We start from the raw sequence: 20,259 nt of genomic DNA, 5'->3' as shown, positions 1-20,259 counted from the left end.
CACCGGGATCGCGCGGGAGTGTCGCCACTGGGTAAGATCGGAAGACAACCACGGGAGTCCGGCGAGCCGGGCTGAGAGGGAGCGAATCGCGCTTCGACCGTCGAACCTGATCTGGGTCATGCCAGCGCAGGGAGGAGCTACTGATGAGTACATCCACGTCCGGATCCACCACCGAATCGGCATCCACCGCAGTCACGTCCGGAGGCCTCGGCCGACCGGAGCTCTGGCGCTGGCGAGTCGTCGACATCGTCGTCGCCAGCGTCATCGCCGTCGCCTGCGCGCTGATCTTCCTGCTCTGGAACGTCGGCTACGAGGTGCCGAGCAGCATCCTGAAGCCGCTCCTGCCCGGCGTGCAGGGTCTGCTGGCCGGGCCTTGGCTGATCGCGGGCGTGCTGGGCGCGATCATCATCCGCAAACCCGGTGCTGCGCTCTACACCGAGCTCGTCGCCGCCATCATCTCCGCCCTGGTGGGCAATGCGTGGGGGCCGCTCACGATCGTGTCCGGACTCGTCCAGGGCCTCGGCGCCGAGCTGGTCTTCCTGCTCTTCCTCTACGGCGTCTGGCGGCTGCCCGTCGTGATGCTCGCCGGCGCCGGCGCCGGGCTCGCGTGCGGCATCAACGACCGCATCCTCTGGTACGCGGGCGCCGACACGCTCTTCACCACTGTCTACATCGTCTCCACCACCATCTCCGGCGCGGTCATCGCGGGTCTCGGAGCCTGGCTGATCGCGCGCGGACTCGCGGCCACCGGTGCGCTCGGTCGGTTCGCCGCCGGCCGCGAGGTCACCGCACGGGTGTGAGCACGGCCACGGACGCGGCCCCGAACGCGCCCGCCACTCTCGAAGCCCGGGGCTGGGGGTGGCGGTACGCGACGAGGCGACGCTGGGCGATGCGCGGAGTCGACCTCCGCATCGAGCCCGGCGAGCGCGTGCTCCTGCTCGGGGCATCGGGGTCGGGCAAGTCGACGCTCCTGCAGGGACTCGGCGGTGTGCTGGGCGGTGCCGACGAGGGCGAGACCCAGGGCTCGCTGCTCGTCGACGGGCAGTCTCCGACCGCCGCTCGAGGTCGGGTCGGGATGGTTCTCCAGGACCCGGACACCCAGACGATCCTCGCTCGGGTCGGGGATGACGTGGCGTTCGGATGCGAGAACCTCGGCGTCCCCCGGGACGAGATCTGGCCGCGCGTGCGCGCCGCGCTGGCGGCCGTCGACCTGGACGTCGATCTCGATCGCTCGACCGCCGCACTCTCCGGCGGGCAGAAGCAGCGCCTCGCGCTGGCCGGCGTGCTGGCGATGAGCCCCGGCGCGATCCTGCTCGACGAGCCGACGGCCAACCTCGACCCCGGTGGCGTGGAGGACGTGCGGGATGCCGTCGCCGCCGCCCTGGACGCCACCGGCGCGACCCTCGTCGTCATCGAGCACCGGATCGACGTCTGGCTGCCCCTCGTCACCCGGGTGATCGTGCTCGGGACTTCGGGTGGGGGCGCGGCGTCCGAGGGAGAGACCGTGGTGCTCGCCGACGGCACTCCGCAGCAGGTCCTTGGAGCGAGGGGGGCCGAGCTCGCGGCATCCGGTGTCTGGGTGCCGGGGCATCCGCCGGCGCTGCCGCCGTCGCCCTCTCGGACACCGGGGGAGACGCTGCTCGAGGCCCGCGGTCTGACAGTCGCCAGGAAGCGCGGACTCGCCGTCGCGGGGCCCTTCGATCTCGCCGTGCGCGCGGGGGAGGTGCTCGGCATCACGGGGCCGAACGGTGCGGGCAAGTCGACGCTCGGGCTGACGCTCGCCGGACTCATCCCCGCGGAAGGCGGTCGTGTCTCGGCGCTCCCGACATTGGCGGCCGGCGAGAAGAACGATCCGTTCCGCTGGTCGTCGCGAGCGCTGCTCACCCGCATCGCGACCGTGCTGCAGACGCCCGAGCATCAGCTGCTCGCGAAGACGGTCCGCGACGAGCTGTCCGTCGGGCCGCGGGCGCTCGGGGTCCCCGAAGCCGAGATCGCCGTCCGCGTCGACGACCTCCTCGAACGACTGCGGCTCTCCGCCCTCGCCGCCGCGAACCCGTACACGCTGTCCGGGGGCGAGAAGAGGAGGCTCACGGTCGCCGCCGCTCTCGCCACGAGGCCTCGGATGCTGGTGCTCGACGAACCCACCTTCGGCCAGGATGCCAGCACCTGGGCCGAGCTCGTGGGGCTGATCGCCCGGCTCCGTGACGAGGGGACCGCCGTCGTCGCGATCAGCCACGACGAGACGGTGCTCGCCGCGCTTCACGCGCGCCGCGTGGAGGTCGGCCGATGATCGACACGCTGACGGCTCGCATCGACCGACCCGGTCCCATCGCCCCCCGGTCGGCGCTCGCGAAGCTCATCGCCGCGCTCCTGATCGCCCTGCCCCTCGTGCTGACGATCGACGTCGTCTCGGCATCCGTCGCCCTGCTCCTCGAGATCCCGCTGCTGCTGCTCGCCGGCCTTCGCGCGCGCGAGTTCTGGACCCGCACGGCGGTGCTGTGGATCGCCGCCCCGCTCGGCGCGGTGACCATCGCGCTCTACGGCGCCACGAGCGGCGTGGTCCATTTCGAATGGCTGGTCATGCGCGTCAGTGACGGCTCGCTCGCCCTGGCGGCGGCGACGGCGGTCAGGGTCCTGGCGATCGGGCTCCCCGCGGTCGTGCTGTTCATCACGGTCGATCCGACCGACCTCGCCGACGACCTCGCGCAGCGCGCGAAGCTGCCTGCACGATTCGTCGTGGGAGCTCTCGCCGGGATGCGGATGCTGGGGCTGCTCGTCGAGGACTGGCGAGCGCTCGCCCTGGCCAGGAGGGCGCGCGGGGTGGCCGACGAAGGCCGAGTGCGCCGTGCGTTCGGGATGGCCTTCGCGCTGTTCGTGCTCGCGATCCGTCGCGGGTCATCGCTCGCGACCGCCATGGAGGCTCGCGGATTCGGCGGACGGCAGCCGAGGTCGTGGGCACGGGAGTCGGTGTGGGGTATCCGCGACACGATCTTCGTGACGCTCGCCGCGCTGATCCCTGCGGTCGCGATCGCCGTCGCCGTGCTGACCGGCAGCTGGAACTTCATCCTCGGTCCGGTCGCCTGACCACTCAGCGTTCTCATAGCTGGCGTGCCGATCCATTCGCTAGCATCGAATGAACCCAAGGGGAGTACTCCACCACGGGCGGCTCGTCATTACGGATGTCACTGCATCCCGGGTCCCCGGTCCTCGATCTCGAGGATGGAGAAGACCTTGGCGTCGACCTTCTGTCACGCCATGTCTCGGAGTCCCTTGTGAACATCACCCCTCTCGTGTGGATCATCACGATCGCCGTCACGATCGCCTTCTTCGTGTACGAGTTCTTCGTCCACGTCCGCAAGCCCCACGAACCCACCATCGGGGAGTCCGCCCGCTGGTCGGCGTTCTACATCGGCCTGGCGCTGCTGTTCGGTGTGGGCATCGGCGCCGTGTCCGGATGGACGTACGGCGGTGAGTACTTCGCCGGCTACCTCACCGAGAAGGCGCTGTCGATCGACAACCTCTTCGTGTTCCTCATCGTGATGACCGGATTCGCGGTGCCGAGGATCTATCAGCAGAAGGTGCTGATGATCGGCATCGTGATCGCGCTGATCATGCGCGGAGGGTTTATCGCCCTCGGTGCCACGCTGATCGAGAACTTCTCCTGGATCTTCTACCTGTTCGGCGCCCTGCTGCTGTTCCTCGCCTACCGCCAGGCCTTCGCGCACGGCGAGTCCGACCCGGCGAACGGTCGATTCATGCGCTTCGTGCGCCGCATCCTCCCGGTCAGCGACGAGTACAACGGAGACCGGCTCACGGTCGCCCGTGACGGCAAGAGATACTTCACGCCGATGTTCCTCGTGATCATCGCCATCGGCTTCGTCGACCTGATCTTCGCCGTCGACTCGATCCCCGCGATCTACGGTCTGACCGAAGAGGCCTACATCGTCTTCACCGCCAACGCCTTCGCGCTCATGGGGCTGCGCCAGCTGTACTTCCTCATCGGCGGACTGCTGCAGCGCCTCGTCTACCTCGCCCAGGGGCTCGCGGTCATCCTCGCCTTCATCGGCGTGAAGCTCGTGATGCACGCCCTGCACGTGAACGAGCTGTCGTTCATCAACGGTGGCGAGCCGCTGATGTGGGTGCCCGAGATCCCGATCTGGTTCTCGCTCGTGTTCATCGGCGCCACCATCGCGGTGGCCACCGTCGCGAGCCTGATGAAGACGCGACGCGACGACAAGCGCGATGCGCTCGACCCCGCTGCTCCCTCCTCCGGCACCCTCACCACCGACACCCGCACCACGGAAACCCAGAAGGAACACTCGTGAACCAATCGCGCCGCTCCGACGCGTCCGCAGACCCCGACAGACCCGGCGCCCGAATGACCTCGGGCGCCCCCGCACCTCGTGAGGTGACCCGCTGATGGGCGACCTCGCGGTGAACATCGCCCTGGTGTTCGTCTTCGTCCTGGTGGGCGGCGTGTTCGCGGCCACGGAGATGGCCCTCGTCACTCTGCGCGAGAGTCAGATCAACGCGATCGCCGCTCGTGGGCGGCGAGGGGAGAAGGTCGCGAGCCTCGCTCGCAACCCGAACACCTTCCTCTCGGCGGTGCAGATCGGTGTGACGGTCGCCGGCTTCGCCTCGGCCGCGTACGGTGCGACCTCGATCGCCCCGTCGGTCGCTCCGCTGCTGGAGGGATTCGGCATGGCGCCGCCACTCGCCATGACCCTGGCGACCGTGCTGCTGACCCTCGTGATCGCGTATCTGTCGCTGGTGCTCGGCGAGCTGGTGCCCAAGCGGCTGGCGATCCAGCGCAATGCGCAGTTCGCGTACGCGGTCGCGCCGGTGCTCGACGGCTTCGCGACGATCATGCGCCCGGTGATCTGGCTGCTCTCGGTGTCGACGAACGCAGTGGTGCGCCTGCTCGGCGGCGACCCGCACAAGGCGGCGGACGAACTCAGCGAGGAGGAGCTGCGCGACATCGTGGCGACGCATCAGAGTCTCCCCGACGACGAGCGTCGCATCCTCGACGACGTCCTGTCGCTGCGCGGACGTCAGGTCAGCGAGGTCATGCGTCCGCGTCCGGAGGTCGTCGCGCTCGACGGGGCGGCGACGCTCGCCGAGGCCATCACGCACGTGAGGGAGCTGCCGTTCTCGCGGTACCCGGTGATCGACGCGTCACTCGACGACATCGTCGGCTTCGTGCACGTGCGCGACCTGTTCGAGGCGGCGGCGGATGATGCGACGCGCCGGGTCTCGGGACTCATGCGCCCGGTCGAGTACGTGCCGTCGACGGCGGGTGTCCTGCCGACCCTCACCCGCATGCGGGCCGCCGGCCACCAGATCGCCGTCGTGGTCGATGAGTACGGCGGCACCGACGGGATCGTGACCCTCGAGGATCTCGTCGAGGAGGTCGTCGGCGAGATCTTCGACGAGTACGACACGGAGGACCGGATGCCGGACGCCGGCGGCGCACTCGACGGCCGCCTCAACCTGCAGGACTTCGCCGAGATCACCGGCATCGCTCTGCCTCGCGGGGCGTCGGACACGGTCGCGGGGTTCGTCACGGAGATGCTCGGCCGCCTCGCGGTGGTCGGCGACTCTGTCGAGGTGCCCGGTGCGACCCTTCGCGTGACCGCGGTGGATCGCCGCCGCATCGCGGAGATCCGGGTGGTCGTGCACGAGGAGGCCCGCGCGGATGTCGCCGGGAGCGACGGATCCGTCGTGAACGGCTGACTCAGGTCTCGTTCCGGAGACGGCGGTAGTACTCGAGGCGTTCGCGAGGAAGCAGCCGCCGGCGTGTACTTTCGGATCGAGCGGATGGCACAGTGTCGTGCGCTACGACCGGATGGCGTGATGCGAGACAGTGATGTGATGCGAGACCTGGTGAATGAAATCAGGTCGTTGCGTACCGGAGCAGGGTCTGCGCCGGTGCTCGAAGCACTCCTCGCCGGAAGAGCTAGCGCCGCTGCGGAAGCGATGGCTGCCGTCCGCGAGGCTGCGTCGCTCGAGTACGCGATCTTCGAGGTCGGCGCACGTCTGTGGAGCGAGGATGGTCAGGAGCTCCTGGCGCTGGAGATCTTTCGAGAAGCAGCACGCCGAGGTTCTCGCGAGGCCGAGGCGGCGCTGGGTGATGCGCTGGTATGGATGGGTGCCTACGAGGATGCCATCACCGTGCTGCAGTCCTCCCGAGCGAGCAGAAAGGGCGATCAGGCGAAGGTCTCGGGCCTTCTTGGCAAGTCGCTATTCGCTCTGGGAGACCAGAGCGCAGCGGTCGAGGAGCTATTGCGTGAGGGGGCTGCCGAGTACGAAGAGTTCGGTCTCGATCATGCGATGATCCTCCTGCACCGAGGCTCGCAGGGCGAAGCGGTGACAATTCTCCGAGCGCTCACCGAGTCAGGAGTATTCGGCTCCGCGTTGCTGCTGGGGAACATCCTCGACGATGACCTGGACGATTCTGAAGGTGCGCAGACCGCGTACATGAAGGGAATCCAGTCGGGCGACGCGCACAGCGCATACAATCTGGCCGTTCTGCACTACCGCCACGATCGGGTGGCGGAAGCACGCCACTATCTCGCTGTTGCGCGGCGGATGGGAGACTTGTCCGAGTTCCCTGACCTGGATCCCTGATTCGGGCAGGGCTCAATCGATGGAGAAGATCGGGCGCATGTGGAGACGGTGAAGATTCCTGCGGTGGGGGCTCGAGTGGGCAGCCTTGCGTGGGGTACCGCCTGGAGTGGGCTCATCTTCGTGTTGAGTGGGGGATCTTCTGTTTGGTGGATCGGTGTGCCTGTGTATGCCTTCGCCGCGGTGGCCTTCATTCGATCGCTCTTCCTCGGCGTATCGGTCGAGCCCGGTCTGGTGGTCGTATCCTCGTGGTTTCGCGCCTACCGCTTCCGCGACGGTGAGGTCCTGGCGGTGAACAAGCAGCGGTATTTCGGGATGGGTGGTGCAGGGGTCGGGTGGTTGCCGATCGCGGGGGCCATTCGCATGATCGAGCTCGAGCTCGCCGACGGGCGTCTCGTGCATCTCCCGGCTACTGTCGGACGTCGAAACGCGATACTCCGTCTTGCGAGGCGGATGCGCGAGGCGCTCGGTCTGAATCCTCGCTGACCTTCATCATGTTCAACTACTGCTGGTGATGTGATGGTGGATTCGAGTTGTATCCCCTCGGGGTTTTCGTACCTTCTAGGCTTCGGGATGGGGATCGCTGCAACCGTTCTCAACTCCTGGTTGATACTGCTTATGCGCGCCGTCTACCGAGATGACGGCGGCTTCCGGAGGAGCCTTGCGAACGCGATGCCTCTTTGGGTCGCCGGTGTCGCCGGCGTGGCGGCTTTGCTTGTCAGCGGGAATTGGCTGCTGGGGTGGGCGCAGAAGTGCCTCCCGGACGATGACTGGAAGGTTCCCGGAGTCTTGGTCGTCGCGACCGGCGTTGCTCTGGCATTGACCGCGGCGGTTCGGCTGATAGTCGGCCGCGTGCGCGTGGGACGCGAAGATGAGGCTCTTGAGAACTACGACGACATCAGCGGTCAACACTCGTCGACAAGTCCCGAGACTGTAGAAGAACGTCTGCCGAAGTTGCCACCGGAGCGCCGGCGAGTGATCGTCGAGTATGTCCTCACATACGGCGTTGCGGTCGCCGTCATCCTCGTCGGTGTCGGGCTTCTGTAGGGTCGGGCAGATTGCGTGCGAGGTGTCGGCTTGACCGGCAGAGCTGTCACGAACGGCTGACTTAGGCCTCGTTCCAGAGGCGGGGTGCTGCTCCCGGGATTGCGTCGAGTAGCCTCCCGCTGCTGACTCTGTATCGGCGGCATGACAGGTGATAGCGCAAGTCCAAAGGTGAGTACATTTGACGCGCAACTGAATACTGGTTGCGTGTCGGCGTAGGGCTAAGCTCGCGGCATGTTCAACCGGCTCGCGGCTTTGGGCTTGATTGCTCTGGGGGCTACAGGGATCATCCTCAGTGTTCAGATATGGCAGCCCTGCTTCGAGTCCGCCGTCTCCGAGCAGTGCCGTGACGCCATGAGCGCTCGCGCTCACTGGCCGACCGCTTCGGATTCTGGGCAGCGGGCGTCGGGCTCGCGATCGTCGGTGCTTTGTCGCGGGCGGGCCGCTGGGCGTCTCTCGCTGCAACAGTGCTTTTGCTCGTGGCGGCCCATCCGGCCTTCGACCCCGGGATCGGCACGTGGGATACGGCAGATGCTGTTCCGGGCTCAGGGGTAATCTCTGCGTCGTGGTTGGTCCTTGCAGGGGCGATCATCGGTGTAGGGGGAATCGTTGAGCAGAGACGAATTGTCAAGCAAGACGGCGAGAGGGAGCCCGTGCTCTTAGACCGCTAAACCTCCCGACCCATCTACCCACCACGGTTCGTTCCGACTCCTTGGGAGGAGCCACTCAAGGCCCGGCGAGGACCGATTCGATGGTGGGAGACGTCGTGATGCTGCGCTACATGTCGATCTTCATCTAGAGATGTCGTCGAGCGGCGCTGGCAGCTCGGACATGTCCAACCAGCATCCACGTCTTGTCGAGTTCAGCCGAATCGAACGCCCACTTGGTGAATGTGGTTGATCGCGGCGTCTATAGCAACGGTCTGACTCAGGTCTCGTTCCAGAGACGGCGGTAGTACTCGAGGCGTTTGCGATCGGGCTCGATGCCGTAGGCCTCGATGAGCGCGTCCTCCCATCCAGGGCCGAAGTTCCACTCCGTACTCATCGACGCGACGGCGATGTCGGCCCAGCGGTCGGCGACACCGAGGGCGGCGAGATCGACATGCGCGACCGCGCGGTCATCGTCGTCGAGCAGCGTGTTGGGCATGCAGGCGTCGCCGTGACAGACGACGAGCCGGTCGACGGGTGGCGGCGTGCGCAGATCGGCGGGCACGATGACGCCACGCTCGGCGGCGTTCACGATCCGCCACTCGGGGTCCCAGGTCCACGGGCATGCGTCGACGGGCAGCGCGTCGTGCATGCTCCTCAGGGCCGCGCCGACGGCGCGCACCGCTGTCGCGGGGTCGTCGCTCCAGCGCGGATCCACGGCACTGCGCCCCGGGATCGCCGCAGTGACGAGCCACTCGTGCGTGGCATCCTGTCCCTGATCGAGGACCTCGGGAACCGCGATCCACCGGCGCGCCCAGCGCATCCGCTCTGCCTCATCGCGCATGTTCGCCTCGGCGTCGTGCGGACCCCACTTGATGAAGCGGCCGTCATCCGTGCGGAACGTGAGTCCGCCGATGCCGTTGAGCCAGACCGGAGCGAGCTCGGCATCACCCGCGAGCGCGCGCACGGCGGCAGGGATCTCGACGGCCGCGGACGGGATGCTCATTCTTCAATCCTCTCGCGTCCCGCGAACGTATATCGATATGCATGTATTCTCCCGGTTCGCGCGGGGCGCACGCGGTTAGTGTCGGACGCGGTCGCCGTCGGCGACCGCGTCACACACTCCTTCTCGAGACCGAGGTCTTCGTGCGCGCTTCAGTTCGGTCACAGTGGTGGCGGAGGCAAGGCAGCGATGCCGACGCCGCAGCGGCGCCCGCTTCGACGACCCTGCCCAAAGCGCCGGCGATCTCCTCGGCAGAGCCGGATGAGGGAGACCTCGACCGGTTCGTCGAATGGATCAGCGCCGACGACGACCGAGCCTCGGTCATCTCCGACGCTGTCGTGAACGCACGCACGACCATGAAGGAGCACGACGACATGAGTTCACTGGACGACGTCCTGCAGCAGCTGCTGGCCATCGAAGGCGCAACGGGCGCCGCGATCGTCGACTACGGGAGCGGGATGGCTCTCGCTCAGGGCGGAAACCCCTCGTTCGATCTCGGTGTCGCCGCGGCGGGCAATTCGAACGTCGTGCGGGCGAAGCTCGCCACCATGCGCGACCTCGGAGTCACCGACGACATCGACGACATCCTGATCAGCCTGAGCACGCAGTACCACCTGATCAACGTGCTCGACGCGCAGCGGGCGGGTGGCCTGTTCATCTACCTCGTGCTCAACCGCGCTGCGGCGAACCTCGCGCTCGCCCGCCACAAGCTGAAGGGCATCGCCGCGCAGATCGAGGTGTGATCGCACCGAGTCGCGACGAAGGGGGAGGGTCGTGGGGATCCTCTCCCTTCGTCGTGCGTGCGCCGGATGCGCTGTTGCGACGGTTCGCGAGAACGGTGGGGGCCCTTCCTCTCCGTCGCGCACGGCGTAGGCTCGGAGTCGATTCCGCCGTCGCTCCCCGGCGTCTCCCGTGAGGCGATTGGGACTGGGAATCAGCTAGGCTGACACTGAGTCGCACACGTTTCGAAGGAGAACCGCATGCAGATCCAGGGCTCGAGTGCTCTCATCACGGGCGGTGCGTCCGGGCTGGGCCTCGCCACCGCTCGCACGCTCGCCGCCGCGGGCGCCGTGGTCACGATCCTCGACCTGCCCTCGTCGGCAGGTGCGGAGATCGCCGACGAACTCGGCGGAGTGTTCGCCGGCGGTGACGTCACGAGCGCGGAGGATGCCGCGGCGGCCGTCGCCGCCGCTCAGAACACCGCCCCTCTGCGCATCGTCGTGAACTGCGCCGGCATCGCCCCTCCGGCCAAGGTGCTCGACCGGGAGGGCAACCCGGCAGTGCTCGCCGACTTCGAGCGCATCGTTCGCATCAACCTGGTCGGCACCTTCAACGTCCTGTCGCAGGCATCCGCAGTCATCGCGAAGAACGACGCCACCGAGAGCGGTGATCGCGGCGTCATCGTGAACACCGCCAGTGTGGCCGCGTTCGACGGTCAGATCGGCCAGCCCGCCTACTCCGCATCCAAGGGCGGCGTGCACGCCATGACGCTGCCGGTCGCGCGCGAACTCGCGCGCTACGGCATCCGCGTCTGCACGATCGCGCCCGGGATCATGGAGACCCCCATGCTCATGGGGCTGCCGCAGGCGGCGCAGGATTCTCTCGGCCAGCAGGTGCCGTTCCCCTCGCGGCTCGGCCGTCCGGACGAGTACGCCTCGCTCGTGCGGCAGATCGTCGAGAACAGCTACCTCAATGGCGAGACGATCCGCCTCGACGGCGCGATCCGCATGGCCCCGAAGTGATCCGACCGGCGTTCGAATCGCGCACCCGACCCGATTCGACCCGGACACACCGCACCCCACGCGATTCGAAACGAGAAGGTGGCTGATGAGCACACTGGCAGGCAAGACCATCCTCATGTCCGGCGGAAGCCGTGGCATCGGCCTCGCGATCGCGTTGCGCGCGGCCGCCGACGGGGCGAACATCGCGATGCTCGCGAAGACCGACACCCCGCATCCGAAGCTCGAAGGCACTGTGCACTCTGCGGCGGAGCAGATCCGGGCGGCCGGCGGTCAGGCGCTCCCGATCGTGGGCGACGTGCGCGATGACGACGACATCACCGAGGCCGTGCTCAAGACGCAGGGCGAGTTCGGTGGCATCGACATCGTCATCAACAACGCCAGCGTCATCGACCTCTCGCGCTCGCTCGACCTCGGCGCGAAGAAGTACGACCTGATGCAGGACGTGAACGTCCGCGGCACGTTCATGCTGTCGCGCGCGGCCGTCCCGATCCTCAAGGATGCCGGGAACCCGCACATCCTGTCGTTGTCGCCGCCGCTGAACCCGAGCCCGAAGTGGCTCGGCGCCCACACCGGCTACACCCTCGCGAAGTTCGGCATGACGATGGTCACGCTCGGCCTCGCGGCGGAGTTCGGCCGCGACGGGATCGCTGCCAACACGCTCTGGCCGCGTACGACGATCGCGACCGCGGCGGTGCAGAACCTGCTCGGCGGAGACAGGGTCATGGCGGCGAGCCGCACCCCGGACATCTACGCGGATGCCGCGTACGCGGTGCTGCTCAAGCCCGCTGCCGAGTACACCGGTCAGACACTGATCGTCGAGGACGTGCTCGAAGCCGACGGTGTGACCGACTTCTCGGCCTACGCCGCGGTGCCGGGAACCCCCGACGACCGTCTGTTCCCCGACATCTTCCTGGACTGAGGCGTCAGAACAGCAGGTACACCGCACCGGCGATCGTCAGCACGATCACGATGCGGTCGAACAGCACCTGGTCCATCCGCTTCGCCAGTCGGATGCCGGCGAGGGCGCCGATCACGACGAGCGGCGCCAGCACGGCATCCATCAGCAGCACCTGCCCCTCGAACAGGCCGAGGCCGGCGAGGAACGGGATCTTCACGAGGTTGATGACCGCGAAGAACCACGCCGAGGTGCCGAGGAACACCTGCACGGGCGTGCGGGTCGCGAGGAAGTACATCGACATGACCGGGCCGCCGGCGTTCGCGACCATCGTGGTGAACCCGCCCAGCGTGCCGTAGACACCCGAGAGCACGAGGCCGCCGGGCGCGGGAGCCGTGGCATCCGCGCGATTCTGCCGCCAGCGCCGCCACAGTGTGACGGCGATCATCGCGAGCAGGATGACGCCGATCGCCCGGCGTACGATGCCGTCACCGGCGAGCGCGAGGAAGGCGAAACCGGCGAGAAGGCCGGCCAGCACGGCGGGCGCGAGGCGCAGCAAGGTCGGCCAATGCGCGTGACGCCGATAGGTGATCAGCGCGAACACGTCGCCGACGATGAGCAGCAGCAGCATCGCGGCGGTCGACGTGCGGGCGGGCAGCACGGTCGCGAACAGCGCGATCGCGAGGATGCTGCCGCCGGGCAGAGCCGTCTTCGAGATGCCGATCGTGACGGCGGCGAGGCCGAGCGCCGCCCAGGCGAGGGGTGCGAGGTCGATCACCGAGCCCTCACCGCGCTCGCAGGCTCACGAGCGGGCGGAGGCGAGCGCGGCGGCGAACCGGGCCGAGCGCTTCTCGATGTCGGCCCAGTCGGATGCCGCGAGGGACGCGCCGTTCGCGAGGTCGCCGCCTGCGCCGACAGCGACGGCGCCGGCGCGGAACCAGTCGGAGACGTTGTCGGGTGTCACGCCGCCGGTCGGCATCAGCGGCGCATCGGGGAAGGGACCGCGGAGCGCGCCGAGATACGAGGGGCCGCCGAGCGAGGCGGGGAAGATCTTGACGACGTCGACGCCGAGCTCGAGCGCGCCCATCACCTCGGTGGGCGTCATCGCGCCGGTCATCACCACGCGGCCGGTGTCGAGCATCGCGCGGGTCAGGGCGGGAAGGGTGCCGGGGCTGACGAGGAACTCGGCGCCGGCGTCCGCGGCGAGAGCGGCCTGCTCGGGGTTCGTGACGGTGCCGGCCCCGATGTAGGCGGAGTCGCCGTGCCGGGCGATCAGCTCACGGATCACCGCAGGCGCGTCGGGCGTCGAGAACGTGACCTCGATTCCGGTCACCCCACCGCGGATGATCGCCTCGGATGCCTCGAGGGCGACCTCGGGCGACGGTGCGCGGAGGACGGCGAGGACGCCGGTGGCTCGGGCGCGCGAGAGACGGTCGGGCATCGGGGCTCCTTCGGTGGGGGACCGCTCCATTCTCCCCGACCGCATCCTGTCATTACAACCGGCGGGGGCCGGGCCAGGCCTCGACGATGTCCTTCGCCTGCTTGAGGCCGAAGCCGGTGTGCTCGCGCACGAGCTTGATCGCGTGGATCTTCTGGTCCCCGGCGATCAGCCGGTCGACCTCGGAGACCACCGACGCGGGCAGCGCGCCACGCACCGACGAGGGTGTGGCGGTGATCGACGAGGAGGCCGCGGCGGCGTGCGAGACGGCGGCGAGGTGCGGGGCGGTCGTGCTGACCGACCAGTGGTCGATCCGATCCTTCGCCTCCTGCAGTCGCGCGCCGGTGTGCTGGCGGTACAGCTTGATGGCCTGGATCTTCTGGCCGGCCGCCACGAGTCGATCGACCTCAGCGATCGCCGAGGGGGTGAGCTGCGACGCCGAGGCCGTCGAGGTCGACGTGGATGCCACCGAGCGCGCCATCGTCGGCGACGGAGTGAAGACGTGCGGCTCCGGAGCCTTCGGGCGCATCGATCGCAGAGCGGCGCCGATGATCACCACGCCCACGACGACAGCTGCGATGACTGCGCCGACAGCGATGATGATGTCCATGCGGTCAGTCTAGGCACGCGGCGCCCCGTGCCCCAGGGCCTTCCCACCCGGCACCGCGTACCCTGGAGGTATGACCGAGACTCCCCGCACGCGCGAGACGCGCCCCGCCACGGCACCCGCGTCGTCCCGTTCGGGGGCCGTCCGCTCCACCGGCACGCCACAGGTGCGCCCGGCGACCGAGGGCTGGACGCAGCAGAAGGATTCCGAGGGGCGGCCGCTGCTGCAGTTCGCGAGCCCCAAGCGCGGCAAGCCGCCGGTGCACCTCGCCGACCTGACTCCCGCCGAGCGCATCGAGAAGGTCAAGGAGCTCGGGCTCCCCGGGTTCCGCGCGAAGCAGCTCTCCACGCACTACTTCCGGCACTACACGTCGGATCCGGCCGAGATGACCGACCTTCCGGCCGACACCCGCGAGCAGCTCGTCGCCGGAATGCTGCCGCCCCTGCTCACCGAGGTCCGGCGCCTGGAGACCGACCGCGGCGACACGATCAAGTTCCTGTGGCGCCTGCACGACGGCGCGCTCGTCGAGTCGGTGCTCATGCGCTACCCGGGGCGCATCACGCTGTGCGTCTCATCGCAGGCCGGATGCGGCATGAACTGCCCGTTCTGCGCCACCGGCCAGGCGGGGCTGACCCGCAACATGTCGACGGCCGAGATCATCGAGCAGATCGTCCGCGCCAACCGACTGATCGCCGACGGCGGCCTCGGCGGCAAGAAGGCCGACGACCACTCGATGGAGCGCGTCTCGAACATCGTCTTCATGGGCATGGGCGAGCCGCTGGCCAACTACAAGCGCGTCATGGATGCCGTGCGCTCGATGGTCGCCCCGCAGCCCGACGGCCTCGGGATGAGCGCTCGCGGCATCACGGTCTCGACGGTCGGACTGGTGCCGGCGATCAAGAAGCTCGCCGACGAGGGCATCCCGGTGACCTTCGCGCTGTCGCTGCACGCGCCTGACGACCACCTGCGCGACGAGCTCATCCCGGTGAACTCCCGCTGGAAGGTCGACGAGGCGCTCGACGCCGCGCGGTACTACTACGAGAAGACCGGCCGCCGTGTCTCGATCGAGTATGCGCTGATCAAGGACATGAACGACCACGCCTGGCGTGCCGATCTGCTCGCCGAGAAGCTCAACGAGCGCGGTCGCGGCTGGGTGCACGTCAACCCGATCCCGCTGAACCCGACGCCGGGTTCGATCTGGACCTCGTCCGAGCCGTCGGTGCAGAACGAGTTCGTGCGCCGGCTCAACGACGCCGGCATCCCGACGACCCTCCGCGACACCCGGGGCAAGGAGATCGACGGCGCGTGCGGTCAGCTCGTCGCGACGACCGAGGACGAGGCAGCCTCCGCCGCGATGGCCTGAGGCTCGCGGTCGCTGATGCCGGTGCGGGCGGCGTCACGGACGCCGTCGCGGTGACCGAGTGATTCGGCGCGAGCGAGCCACGAGGCGATGCGCTCGGGCTTCGCGTCCTTGACGCCCAGCATCCGGGTCGTGCGCACCGAGCGGATGCCGCAGAATCGCAGCGTCCCGCGCGCCACGTGCGTCTGGGCCGGCAGCCCCGTGAACGGGGTGAGGAACCACGGGGTGTCCGCCAGGAGGAACAGGCGTCCGTTCGCCGCGGTGAGAAGTCCCTCGGGGAGCCCGGCCTTCGAGTAGCGGTACTCCTGCTGGGGGAGCAGCGCGCGATCGAAGAAGCCCTTCAGCACGGCCGGCACCGATCCCCACCAGAGCGGCGTGACGACCACGACGGTCGCCGCCTCCCGCAGCGCCTGCTTGGCGTCGATCAGATCGGGCTCCAGCTCCATGCGCTCGCGGTACCCGAAGCGCAGCGACGGGTCGAAGTCGAGGTCGCGCAGCGCGAGGATGCGGGCATCGCCGTGCGCTGCGGCATAGCGACGAGCGAGCTCTGCGGAGAGCGAGCGGGCGTCGGGGTGGCCGTCGATGATCAGGGCGGAAGGCATTCGAACTCCTATGTTGACAGTGTCAAGTAGTGGTGGACACTGTCAAGATAGGCAACAATGTTGCTTGTGTCAAGTTCTCGATCCGGCTATCACCACGGCGACCTCGCCCACGCTCTCGAGGCGGCCGCGATGCAGCTGCTCGTCGAGAAGCCCGCGGGGGAGATCAGCCTGCGCGAAGTCGCCCGCGCGGCGGATGTCAGCCACAACGCCCCGTACCACCACTTCTCCGACCGGCGCGGGCTGCTCAAGGTGCTCGCCGAGCGCAGCATGGCCGACCTCGTCGCTGCCGTCCGCGAGGCGATCGAGGGTGCGGGCGACCCTCGTGCCGCGGTGATCGAGGGCGGCGGTGCGTACATCCGCTACGCGGTCGAGCATCCGCACGGCTTCGACGTCATCTACGACCCCACCGTGTGCATCCCGGGGGAGCCGAGCGAGACCATGGCGCCGCTGATCGACGAACTCGAGGAGCTGCTGTCGGAGGCATCCGTCGCGGCGGGACTCGACGGCGGCACCGGCGTCATCGGCGTCTGGGGTCTCGTGCACGGTCTCGGGACGCTGTGCGCCGCCGGCCATTTCACGCTCGACGCCGCGCTCGCCGCGAGTGCCGATGCGCTCACGCGCATGCTCCCGCGCTGATCTCGCCGCCGTGGCCGAGCGCTGTGACAGGCAAGGACACAGCGTTCGTCCACGTTTTCCACAGGCGACATTTCGTAGATTGTCGGGATGCCCTATTCCGCTCACCGTCCAGGACGGTTCGATTCGCAGGGTCGGATCATCCTCGACAGCGACCCGAACGCTGACACGGACGACCTCGACTTCCTGCGCGAGTACGAGCCCACCGGCGCCGACCTGACTCCGCCGCGTGCGCAGGACGAGCGGCGGATGTCCGACGACGAGCCGGACGCGGATGCCGCCGCATCCTCACAGTCGTCCGCGGAGCAGGAGCCCCGGCGCGAACCGAAGCCCCGCCGGCAGCCACGCGAGCGGAAGCCCCGCGTGCCGGGGTCCGGGTTCCGGCGTCTCGCGATCCTCGGCGGTGCGGACGGCGAGATCCTCGACCGCGTGCCCGGCGAGACGCCGCGGTTCGTGCAGATGTTCTTCGTGCTCGCCGGCACCGCCCTCGTCTCGGCGATCTCGATGCTGTTCGCGCTGACCACCGGCGTGCAGGCCGTGATCTGGCTCGCCGTGCCGCTGGCGATCGTCTGGGCGCTGATCATCTTCAACCTCGACCGCTTCCTCACCTCGACGATGACGTCGACGCGCAACGTCTGGAAGCTGATCGGCCTCGCGATCCCCCGAGTCGTGATGGCGGCGATCATCGGATTCGTCGTCGCAGAGCCGCTCGTGCTGCAGATCTTCCACAACGACATCGCCCGCGAGGTCGCCTCCACCAACATCACCCAGGCGCAGGCCGACCAGGATGCGCTCGAGACCGGTCCGGAGAAGAAGGCGCTGGATGCAGCATCCGATCGCGTGGCCGAGCTCGAGAACCAGGCCGCGACAGGCATCGTCGCGGGCACCGACTCGTCGTCGGCCAGCGAGTCCGCCGCTCAGGCCACGGTCGACGATCTGACCGCGAAGATGACCGATCAGCAGGCCGTGATCGACCAGGCGCGCACGCTCTATCAGTGCGAGCTCACCGGAGAGGGTGCGGGAACCGTGCCCGGATGCACCGGCGTCAACGGTGAGGGCGCGAGCTCCGATGCCGCGAAGGCGCAGCTGGCCGAGGCGCAGCAGACCTACGACGCGCTCGCCGCCCAGCTGCGCACCGCCAACGAGGAGCTCGCCGACGCCGGCAGCGCCGCGAAGGAGAACACGAGCACCTCGGAGGCGCAGAACCGCGAGGAGGCGAAGTCGCAGCTGCCCGCAGCCCGCGACAGCTACGACACCGCGCTCGCGGCGTACAACGCGCGCGCCGAATCCGTCGCCTCCGGCAACGCGGGCGCCATCGGGCTGCTGAGCCAGATCAGCGGGCTGAACAGGCTCAGCGAGAAGGAGCCGACGATCCTGTGGGCGCACATCCTCATCGCCGCGCTGTTCTTCATGATCGAGCTGCTGCCGGTCCTGGTGAAGGTGCTCACCTCCTTCGGCGACCCGTCGCTGTACGAGAAGGCCGCGGCGATCCGTCGCCAGGTCGCGCTCGACAAGGTCACCGCGGAGGGCTTCCGCGACCGCGCGGCGATCGTGAGCGTGCAATCGCAGGGCATCCAGGCGGATGCCGGGTCCGGCGAGCCGCAGACCCGCGCCGAGCGCAAGGAGGCGGCGCAGGCCGCCGAGCAGCGGGAAGCTGCCCAGGAGCGCGAGCTCGCCGAGAAGCGCGCGCAGGCGCAGACGCTCGAGGAGCAGGAGCAGCTGGTCGAACCGCGCGTCTGAGACCCCTGCGGACACGCAGTCTGAGACCGGTCACGGCGATCAGGCCCCGACGTCGTCGACGGCCGGTAGCGTTGTTCCATGGTCAACTATCGCTATCTCGGCAACAGCGGTCTCAAGGTCTCTGAGATCACCTACGGCAACTGGGTCACCCACGCATCACAGGTCGAAGACGACGCGGCCGTCAAGACCGTGCATGCGGCGCTCGACGCCGGCATCACCACGTTCGACACGGCCGACACGTACGCGAACACCGCGGCGGAGGTCGTGCTCGGCAAGGCGCTCGAGGGTCAGCGCCGCGAGGGCCTCGAGATCTTCACCAAGGTCTACTTCCCGACCGGTCCCAAGGGGCCCAACGACACCGGGCTCAGCCGCAAGCACATCCTCGAGTCGATCAACGGATCGCTGAAGCGCCTCGGCACCGACTACGTCGACCTGTACCAGGCGCACCGCTTCGACTACGAGACGCCGCTGGAGGAGACCTTCCAGGCGTTCGCCGATGTCGTCCGTCAGGGCAAGGCCCTCTACATCGGGGTCTCGGAGTGGACCGCCGAGCAGCTGCAGGACGGCCACGCGCTGGCGAAGGAGCTCGGCGTGCAGCTGATCTCGAACCAGCCGCAGTACTCGATGCTCCACCGTGTGATCGAGGGCAAGGTCGTGCCGACGTCGCAGGACCTCGGCATCTCGCAGATCGTCTGGTCGCCGATGGCGCAGGGCGTGCTGTCGGGCAAGTACCTGCCGGGTCAGCCGGTGCCGGAGGGGTCGCGCGCGACCGATCCGCACAGCGGCGCCGACTTCATCAAGAGCTTCCTGCAGGATGACATCCTCACCGCCGTGCAGAGGCTCAAGCCGATCGCCGAGGAGGCCGGACTGTCCATGCCGCAGCTGGCGATCGCCTGGGTCCTGCAGAACCCGAACGTCGCGGCGGCACTGGTCGGAGCCTCGCGCCCCGAGCAGCTCGCCGAGACGGTCAAGGCCTCGGGCGTGACGCTCGACGCCGACACGCTCGCCGCGATCGACACGGCGCTGGGCGACACGGTCAACACCGACGCCGAGGCGACGTACTCGGTCTCCCCGAAGGCCCGCCTGGTCTGACGGATACATGCGTCTGACGGATGCATGACGAGGGCCGCCGTCCCTGAGGGGCGGCGGCCTTCGTCATCTCCGGATGCGCTACTCCTTGACGGCTCCGGCGGTGAGACCCTGCACGATCCAGCGGCTCGCGAGAGCGAACATCGCCATGGTCGGCAGGATCGTCAGCACGGCGGCCGCCGACATGGATCCCCAGTCGATGTTGAAGGTCGAGATGAACCCGTTCAGCGCCGAGGGCACCGTGCGGTTCTCATCCGTGTTCATCAGGACGACCGAGAGGAACAGCTCGTTCCAGCAGTTCACGAAGTTGAAGATGAACGCGGCGATGATGCCGGGGGTCATCACCGGCACGAGCACCCGGAACAGGGCGCCGAAGCGGGAGCATCCGTCGATCATCGCCGCCTCCTCGAGAGCGTCGGGGACGTTCTCGAAGAAGCCCCGGAGCATAACGGTGGAGAACGGGATGCAGACCGCGATGTACACCAGGATCAGACCGGGCTTGGTGTCGACCAGGCCGAGGTCGGTCATCATCGAGTACAGCGGACCCAGCGCGATGAACGCGGGGATCATCTGCGTGAGCAGGAAGGCGACCAGCACCGTGCCCTTGCCGCGGAACTCGAAGCGCGCGATCACATAGGCGCTGAGCAGCGCGATCAGCGTCGCCACCGCACCGGCGATCGTCGCCACCAGCGCCGAGTTGCCGAGGAACACCCCGAACGAGCTCTGCTCGAACAGGCTCACGTAGTTGTCGAGCGACGGCTCGCTGGGCCAGTACTCGATCGGGAAGGAGTTGATCGTTCCCGGCGACTTGAACGACGTCAGCGCGATCCAGTAC

At 68.3% G+C, this 20,259-nt stretch carries 21 protein-coding genes and 1 riboswitch; of the genes, 15 read left to right on the top strand and 6 right to left on the bottom strand.

Annotation, left to right across the window (positions count from 1 at the left end):
• Nucleotides 1-40 precede the first annotated feature (40 nt).
• A riboswitch (TPP riboswitch) is annotated at nt 41-150 on the top strand.
• The 8 genes from ACESK8_RS07720 (at nt 144) to ACESK8_RS07685 (ending at nt 7,671) form a co-directional block, all read left to right on the top strand.
• Entirely contained in the window at nt 144-800 is a 657-nt protein-coding gene (locus tag ACESK8_RS07720; protein WP_372968045.1) for an ECF transporter S component, read from the top strand. It overlaps the preceding riboswitch by 7 nt.
• The gene (locus ACESK8_RS07715) at nt 797-2,290 is read left to right on the top strand and encodes an ABC transporter ATP-binding protein (protein WP_372968044.1); all 1,494 of its coding nucleotides are present in this window, start codon (nt 797-799) and stop codon (nt 2,288-2,290) included. Before ACESK8_RS07720 ends, ACESK8_RS07715 begins: the two co-directional genes overlap by 4 nt.
• Complete coding sequence (locus ACESK8_RS07710) at nt 2,287-3,084, top strand: energy-coupling factor transporter transmembrane protein EcfT (protein ID WP_372968043.1); 798 nt, start codon at nt 2,287-2,289, stop codon at nt 3,082-3,084. The genes ACESK8_RS07715 and ACESK8_RS07710 overlap by 4 nt, the downstream gene beginning before the upstream one ends.
• A gap of 188 nt (nt 3,085-3,272) precedes the next feature.
• Nucleotides 3,273-4,325 (top strand): TerC family protein, encoded by a 1,053-nt coding sequence (locus tag ACESK8_RS07705; RefSeq protein ID WP_372968042.1) that lies wholly within the window; start codon nt 3,273-3,275, stop codon nt 4,323-4,325.
• 94 nt (nt 4,326-4,419) lie between these two features.
• The gene (locus ACESK8_RS07700) at nt 4,420-5,733 is read left to right on the top strand and encodes a hemolysin family protein (protein ID WP_372968041.1); all 1,314 of its coding nucleotides are present in this window, start codon (nt 4,420-4,422) and stop codon (nt 5,731-5,733) included.
• Between the two features lie 138 nt (nt 5,734-5,871).
• Entirely contained in the window at nt 5,872-6,627 is a 756-nt protein-coding gene (locus tag ACESK8_RS07695) for a hypothetical protein (protein ID WP_372968040.1), read from the top strand.
• A gap of 39 nt (nt 6,628-6,666) precedes the next feature.
• The gene (locus tag ACESK8_RS07690) at nt 6,667-7,110 is read left to right on the top strand and encodes a hypothetical protein (protein ID WP_372968039.1); all 444 of its coding nucleotides are present in this window, start codon (nt 6,667-6,669) and stop codon (nt 7,108-7,110) included.
• A gap of 87 nt (nt 7,111-7,197) precedes the next feature.
• Entirely contained in the window at nt 7,198-7,671 is a 474-nt protein-coding gene (locus tag ACESK8_RS07685; RefSeq protein WP_372968038.1) for a hypothetical protein, read from the top strand.
• Nucleotides 7,672-8,595: 924 nt separating this feature from the next.
• Here the strand turns inward: ACESK8_RS07685 and ACESK8_RS07680 are convergent.
• Nucleotides 8,596-9,321 carry a phosphotransferase gene (locus ACESK8_RS07680; protein WP_372968037.1) on the bottom strand — a complete coding sequence of 242 codons (726 nt, stop codon included), beginning with the start codon at nt 9,319-9,321 and terminating at the stop codon, nt 8,596-8,598.
• Nucleotides 9,322-9,461: 140 nt separating this feature from the next.
• On the opposite strand from ACESK8_RS07680, the gene ACESK8_RS07675 reads away from it, so the two are divergent.
• The 3 genes from ACESK8_RS07675 to ACESK8_RS07665 all read left to right on the top strand — a co-directional run bounded on the left by ACESK8_RS07675 (nt 9,462) and on the right by ACESK8_RS07665 (nt 11,979).
• The gene (locus ACESK8_RS07675; RefSeq protein WP_372968036.1) at nt 9,462-10,061 is read left to right on the top strand and encodes a hypothetical protein; all 600 of its coding nucleotides are present in this window, start codon (nt 9,462-9,464) and stop codon (nt 10,059-10,061) included.
• Between the two features lie 237 nt (nt 10,062-10,298).
• A complete protein-coding gene (locus tag ACESK8_RS07670) occupies nt 10,299-11,060 on the top strand; it encodes an SDR family NAD(P)-dependent oxidoreductase (RefSeq protein ID WP_372968035.1) in 762 nt (253 codons plus the stop codon).
• 85 nt (nt 11,061-11,145) lie between these two features.
• Nucleotides 11,146-11,979: an SDR family oxidoreductase gene (locus tag ACESK8_RS07665; RefSeq protein ID WP_372968034.1), complete on the top strand. Its 834-nt coding sequence runs from the start codon at nt 11,146-11,148 to the stop codon at nt 11,977-11,979.
• 4 nt (nt 11,980-11,983) lie between these two features.
• On the opposite strand, the gene ACESK8_RS07660 is transcribed toward ACESK8_RS07665, so the two are convergent.
• Genes ACESK8_RS07660 through ACESK8_RS07650 form a run of 3 tightly spaced genes read right to left on the bottom strand, consistent with a single transcriptional unit; the run spans nt 11,984 to nt 14,003 of the window.
• Entirely contained in the window at nt 11,984-12,733 is a 750-nt protein-coding gene (locus ACESK8_RS07660; protein ID WP_372968033.1) for a sulfite exporter TauE/SafE family protein, read from the bottom strand.
• A 24-nt stretch (nt 12,734-12,757) separates the two neighbouring features.
• Nucleotides 12,758-13,396 (bottom strand): bifunctional 4-hydroxy-2-oxoglutarate aldolase/2-dehydro-3-deoxy-phosphogluconate aldolase, encoded by a 639-nt coding sequence (locus ACESK8_RS07655; protein ID WP_372968032.1) that lies wholly within the window; start codon nt 13,394-13,396, stop codon nt 12,758-12,760.
• Between the two features lie 52 nt (nt 13,397-13,448).
• Nucleotides 13,449-14,003, bottom strand: a complete 555-nt coding sequence (locus ACESK8_RS07650) for a ribosomal protein L7/L12 (RefSeq protein WP_372968031.1) — start codon at nt 14,001-14,003, stop codon at nt 13,449-13,451.
• A 70-nt stretch (nt 14,004-14,073) separates the two neighbouring features.
• Here ACESK8_RS07650 and rlmN point away from each other — a divergent pair, with 70 nt between their 5' ends.
• A complete protein-coding gene (gene rlmN / locus ACESK8_RS07645) occupies nt 14,074-15,363 on the top strand; it encodes a 23S rRNA (adenine(2503)-C(2))-methyltransferase RlmN (protein ID WP_372968030.1) in 1,290 nt (429 codons plus the stop codon).
• Here the strand turns inward: rlmN and ACESK8_RS07640 are convergent.
• A complete protein-coding gene (locus tag ACESK8_RS07640; RefSeq protein WP_372968029.1) occupies nt 15,312-15,962 on the bottom strand; it encodes an NAD(P)H-dependent oxidoreductase in 651 nt (216 codons plus the stop codon). The genes rlmN and ACESK8_RS07640 overlap by 52 nt on opposite strands.
• A gap of 66 nt (nt 15,963-16,028) precedes the next feature.
• On the opposite strand from ACESK8_RS07640, the gene ACESK8_RS07635 reads away from it, so the two are divergent.
• The 3 genes from ACESK8_RS07635 (at nt 16,029) to ACESK8_RS07625 (ending at nt 19,427) form a co-directional block, all read left to right on the top strand.
• Nucleotides 16,029-16,598, top strand: a complete 570-nt coding sequence (locus tag ACESK8_RS07635) for a TetR/AcrR family transcriptional regulator (RefSeq protein ID WP_372968028.1) — start codon at nt 16,029-16,031, stop codon at nt 16,596-16,598.
• An 87-nt stretch (nt 16,599-16,685) separates the two neighbouring features.
• Complete coding sequence (locus tag ACESK8_RS07630; RefSeq protein WP_372968027.1) at nt 16,686-18,335, top strand: DUF4407 domain-containing protein; 1,650 nt, start codon at nt 16,686-16,688, stop codon at nt 18,333-18,335.
• Between the two features lie 78 nt (nt 18,336-18,413).
• Complete coding sequence (locus ACESK8_RS07625) at nt 18,414-19,427, top strand: aldo/keto reductase family protein (RefSeq protein WP_060926316.1); 1,014 nt, start codon at nt 18,414-18,416, stop codon at nt 19,425-19,427.
• Between the two features lie 78 nt (nt 19,428-19,505).
• Here ACESK8_RS07625 and ACESK8_RS07620 read toward each other — a convergent pair.
• The coding region (locus tag ACESK8_RS07620) for a carbohydrate ABC transporter permease (RefSeq protein WP_372968026.1) at nt 19,506-20,259 on the bottom strand (754 nt) is incomplete at its 5' end.

This window comes from Microbacterium sp. (assembly GCF_041641055.1).
GTDB lineage: Bacteria > Actinomycetota > Actinomycetes > Actinomycetales > Microbacteriaceae > Microbacterium.
Note: the sequence above shows the minus strand (reverse complement) of the source record. Positions and strands in the feature narration are given on the sequence as shown.

What these genes read in the sequence shown, in the direction of transcription:
- ACESK8_RS07665 (WP_372968034.1), top strand. Translation starts at nt 11,146, where the DNA reads ATGAGCACACTGGCAGGCAAGACCATCCTCATGTCCGGCGGAAGCCGT.
- ACESK8_RS07685 (WP_372968038.1), top strand. Translation starts at nt 7,198, where the DNA reads ATGGGGATCGCTGCAACCGTTCTCAACTCCTGGTTGATACTGCTTATG.
- ACESK8_RS07640 (WP_372968029.1), bottom strand. Translation starts at nt 15,962, where the DNA reads ATGCCTTCCGCCCTGATCATCGACGGCCACCCCGACGCCCGCTCGCTC.
- ACESK8_RS07710 (WP_372968043.1), top strand. Translation starts at nt 2,287, where the DNA reads ATGATCGACACGCTGACGGCTCGCATCGACCGACCCGGTCCCATCGCC.
- ACESK8_RS07680 (WP_372968037.1), bottom strand. Translation starts at nt 9,321, where the DNA reads ATGAGCATCCCGTCCGCGGCCGTCGAGATCCCTGCCGCCGTGCGCGCG.
- ACESK8_RS07695 (WP_372968040.1), top strand. Translation starts at nt 5,872, where the DNA reads ATGCGAGACCTGGTGAATGAAATCAGGTCGTTGCGTACCGGAGCAGGG.
- ACESK8_RS07655 (WP_372968032.1), bottom strand. Translation starts at nt 13,396, where the DNA reads ATGCCCGACCGTCTCTCGCGCGCCCGAGCCACCGGCGTCCTCGCCGTC.
- ACESK8_RS07650 (WP_372968031.1), bottom strand. Translation starts at nt 14,003, where the DNA reads ATGGACATCATCATCGCTGTCGGCGCAGTCATCGCAGCTGTCGTCGTG.
- ACESK8_RS07700 (WP_372968041.1), top strand. Translation starts at nt 4,420, where the DNA reads ATGGGCGACCTCGCGGTGAACATCGCCCTGGTGTTCGTCTTCGTCCTG.
- ACESK8_RS07625 (WP_060926316.1), top strand. Translation starts at nt 18,414, where the DNA reads ATGGTCAACTATCGCTATCTCGGCAACAGCGGTCTCAAGGTCTCTGAG.
- ACESK8_RS07630 (WP_372968027.1), top strand. Translation starts at nt 16,686, where the DNA reads ATGCCCTATTCCGCTCACCGTCCAGGACGGTTCGATTCGCAGGGTCGG.
- ACESK8_RS07720 (WP_372968045.1), top strand. Translation starts at nt 144, where the DNA reads ATGAGTACATCCACGTCCGGATCCACCACCGAATCGGCATCCACCGCA.
- ACESK8_RS07670 (WP_372968035.1), top strand. Translation starts at nt 10,299, where the DNA reads ATGCAGATCCAGGGCTCGAGTGCTCTCATCACGGGCGGTGCGTCCGGG.
- rlmN (WP_372968030.1), top strand. Translation starts at nt 14,074, where the DNA reads ATGACCGAGACTCCCCGCACGCGCGAGACGCGCCCCGCCACGGCACCC.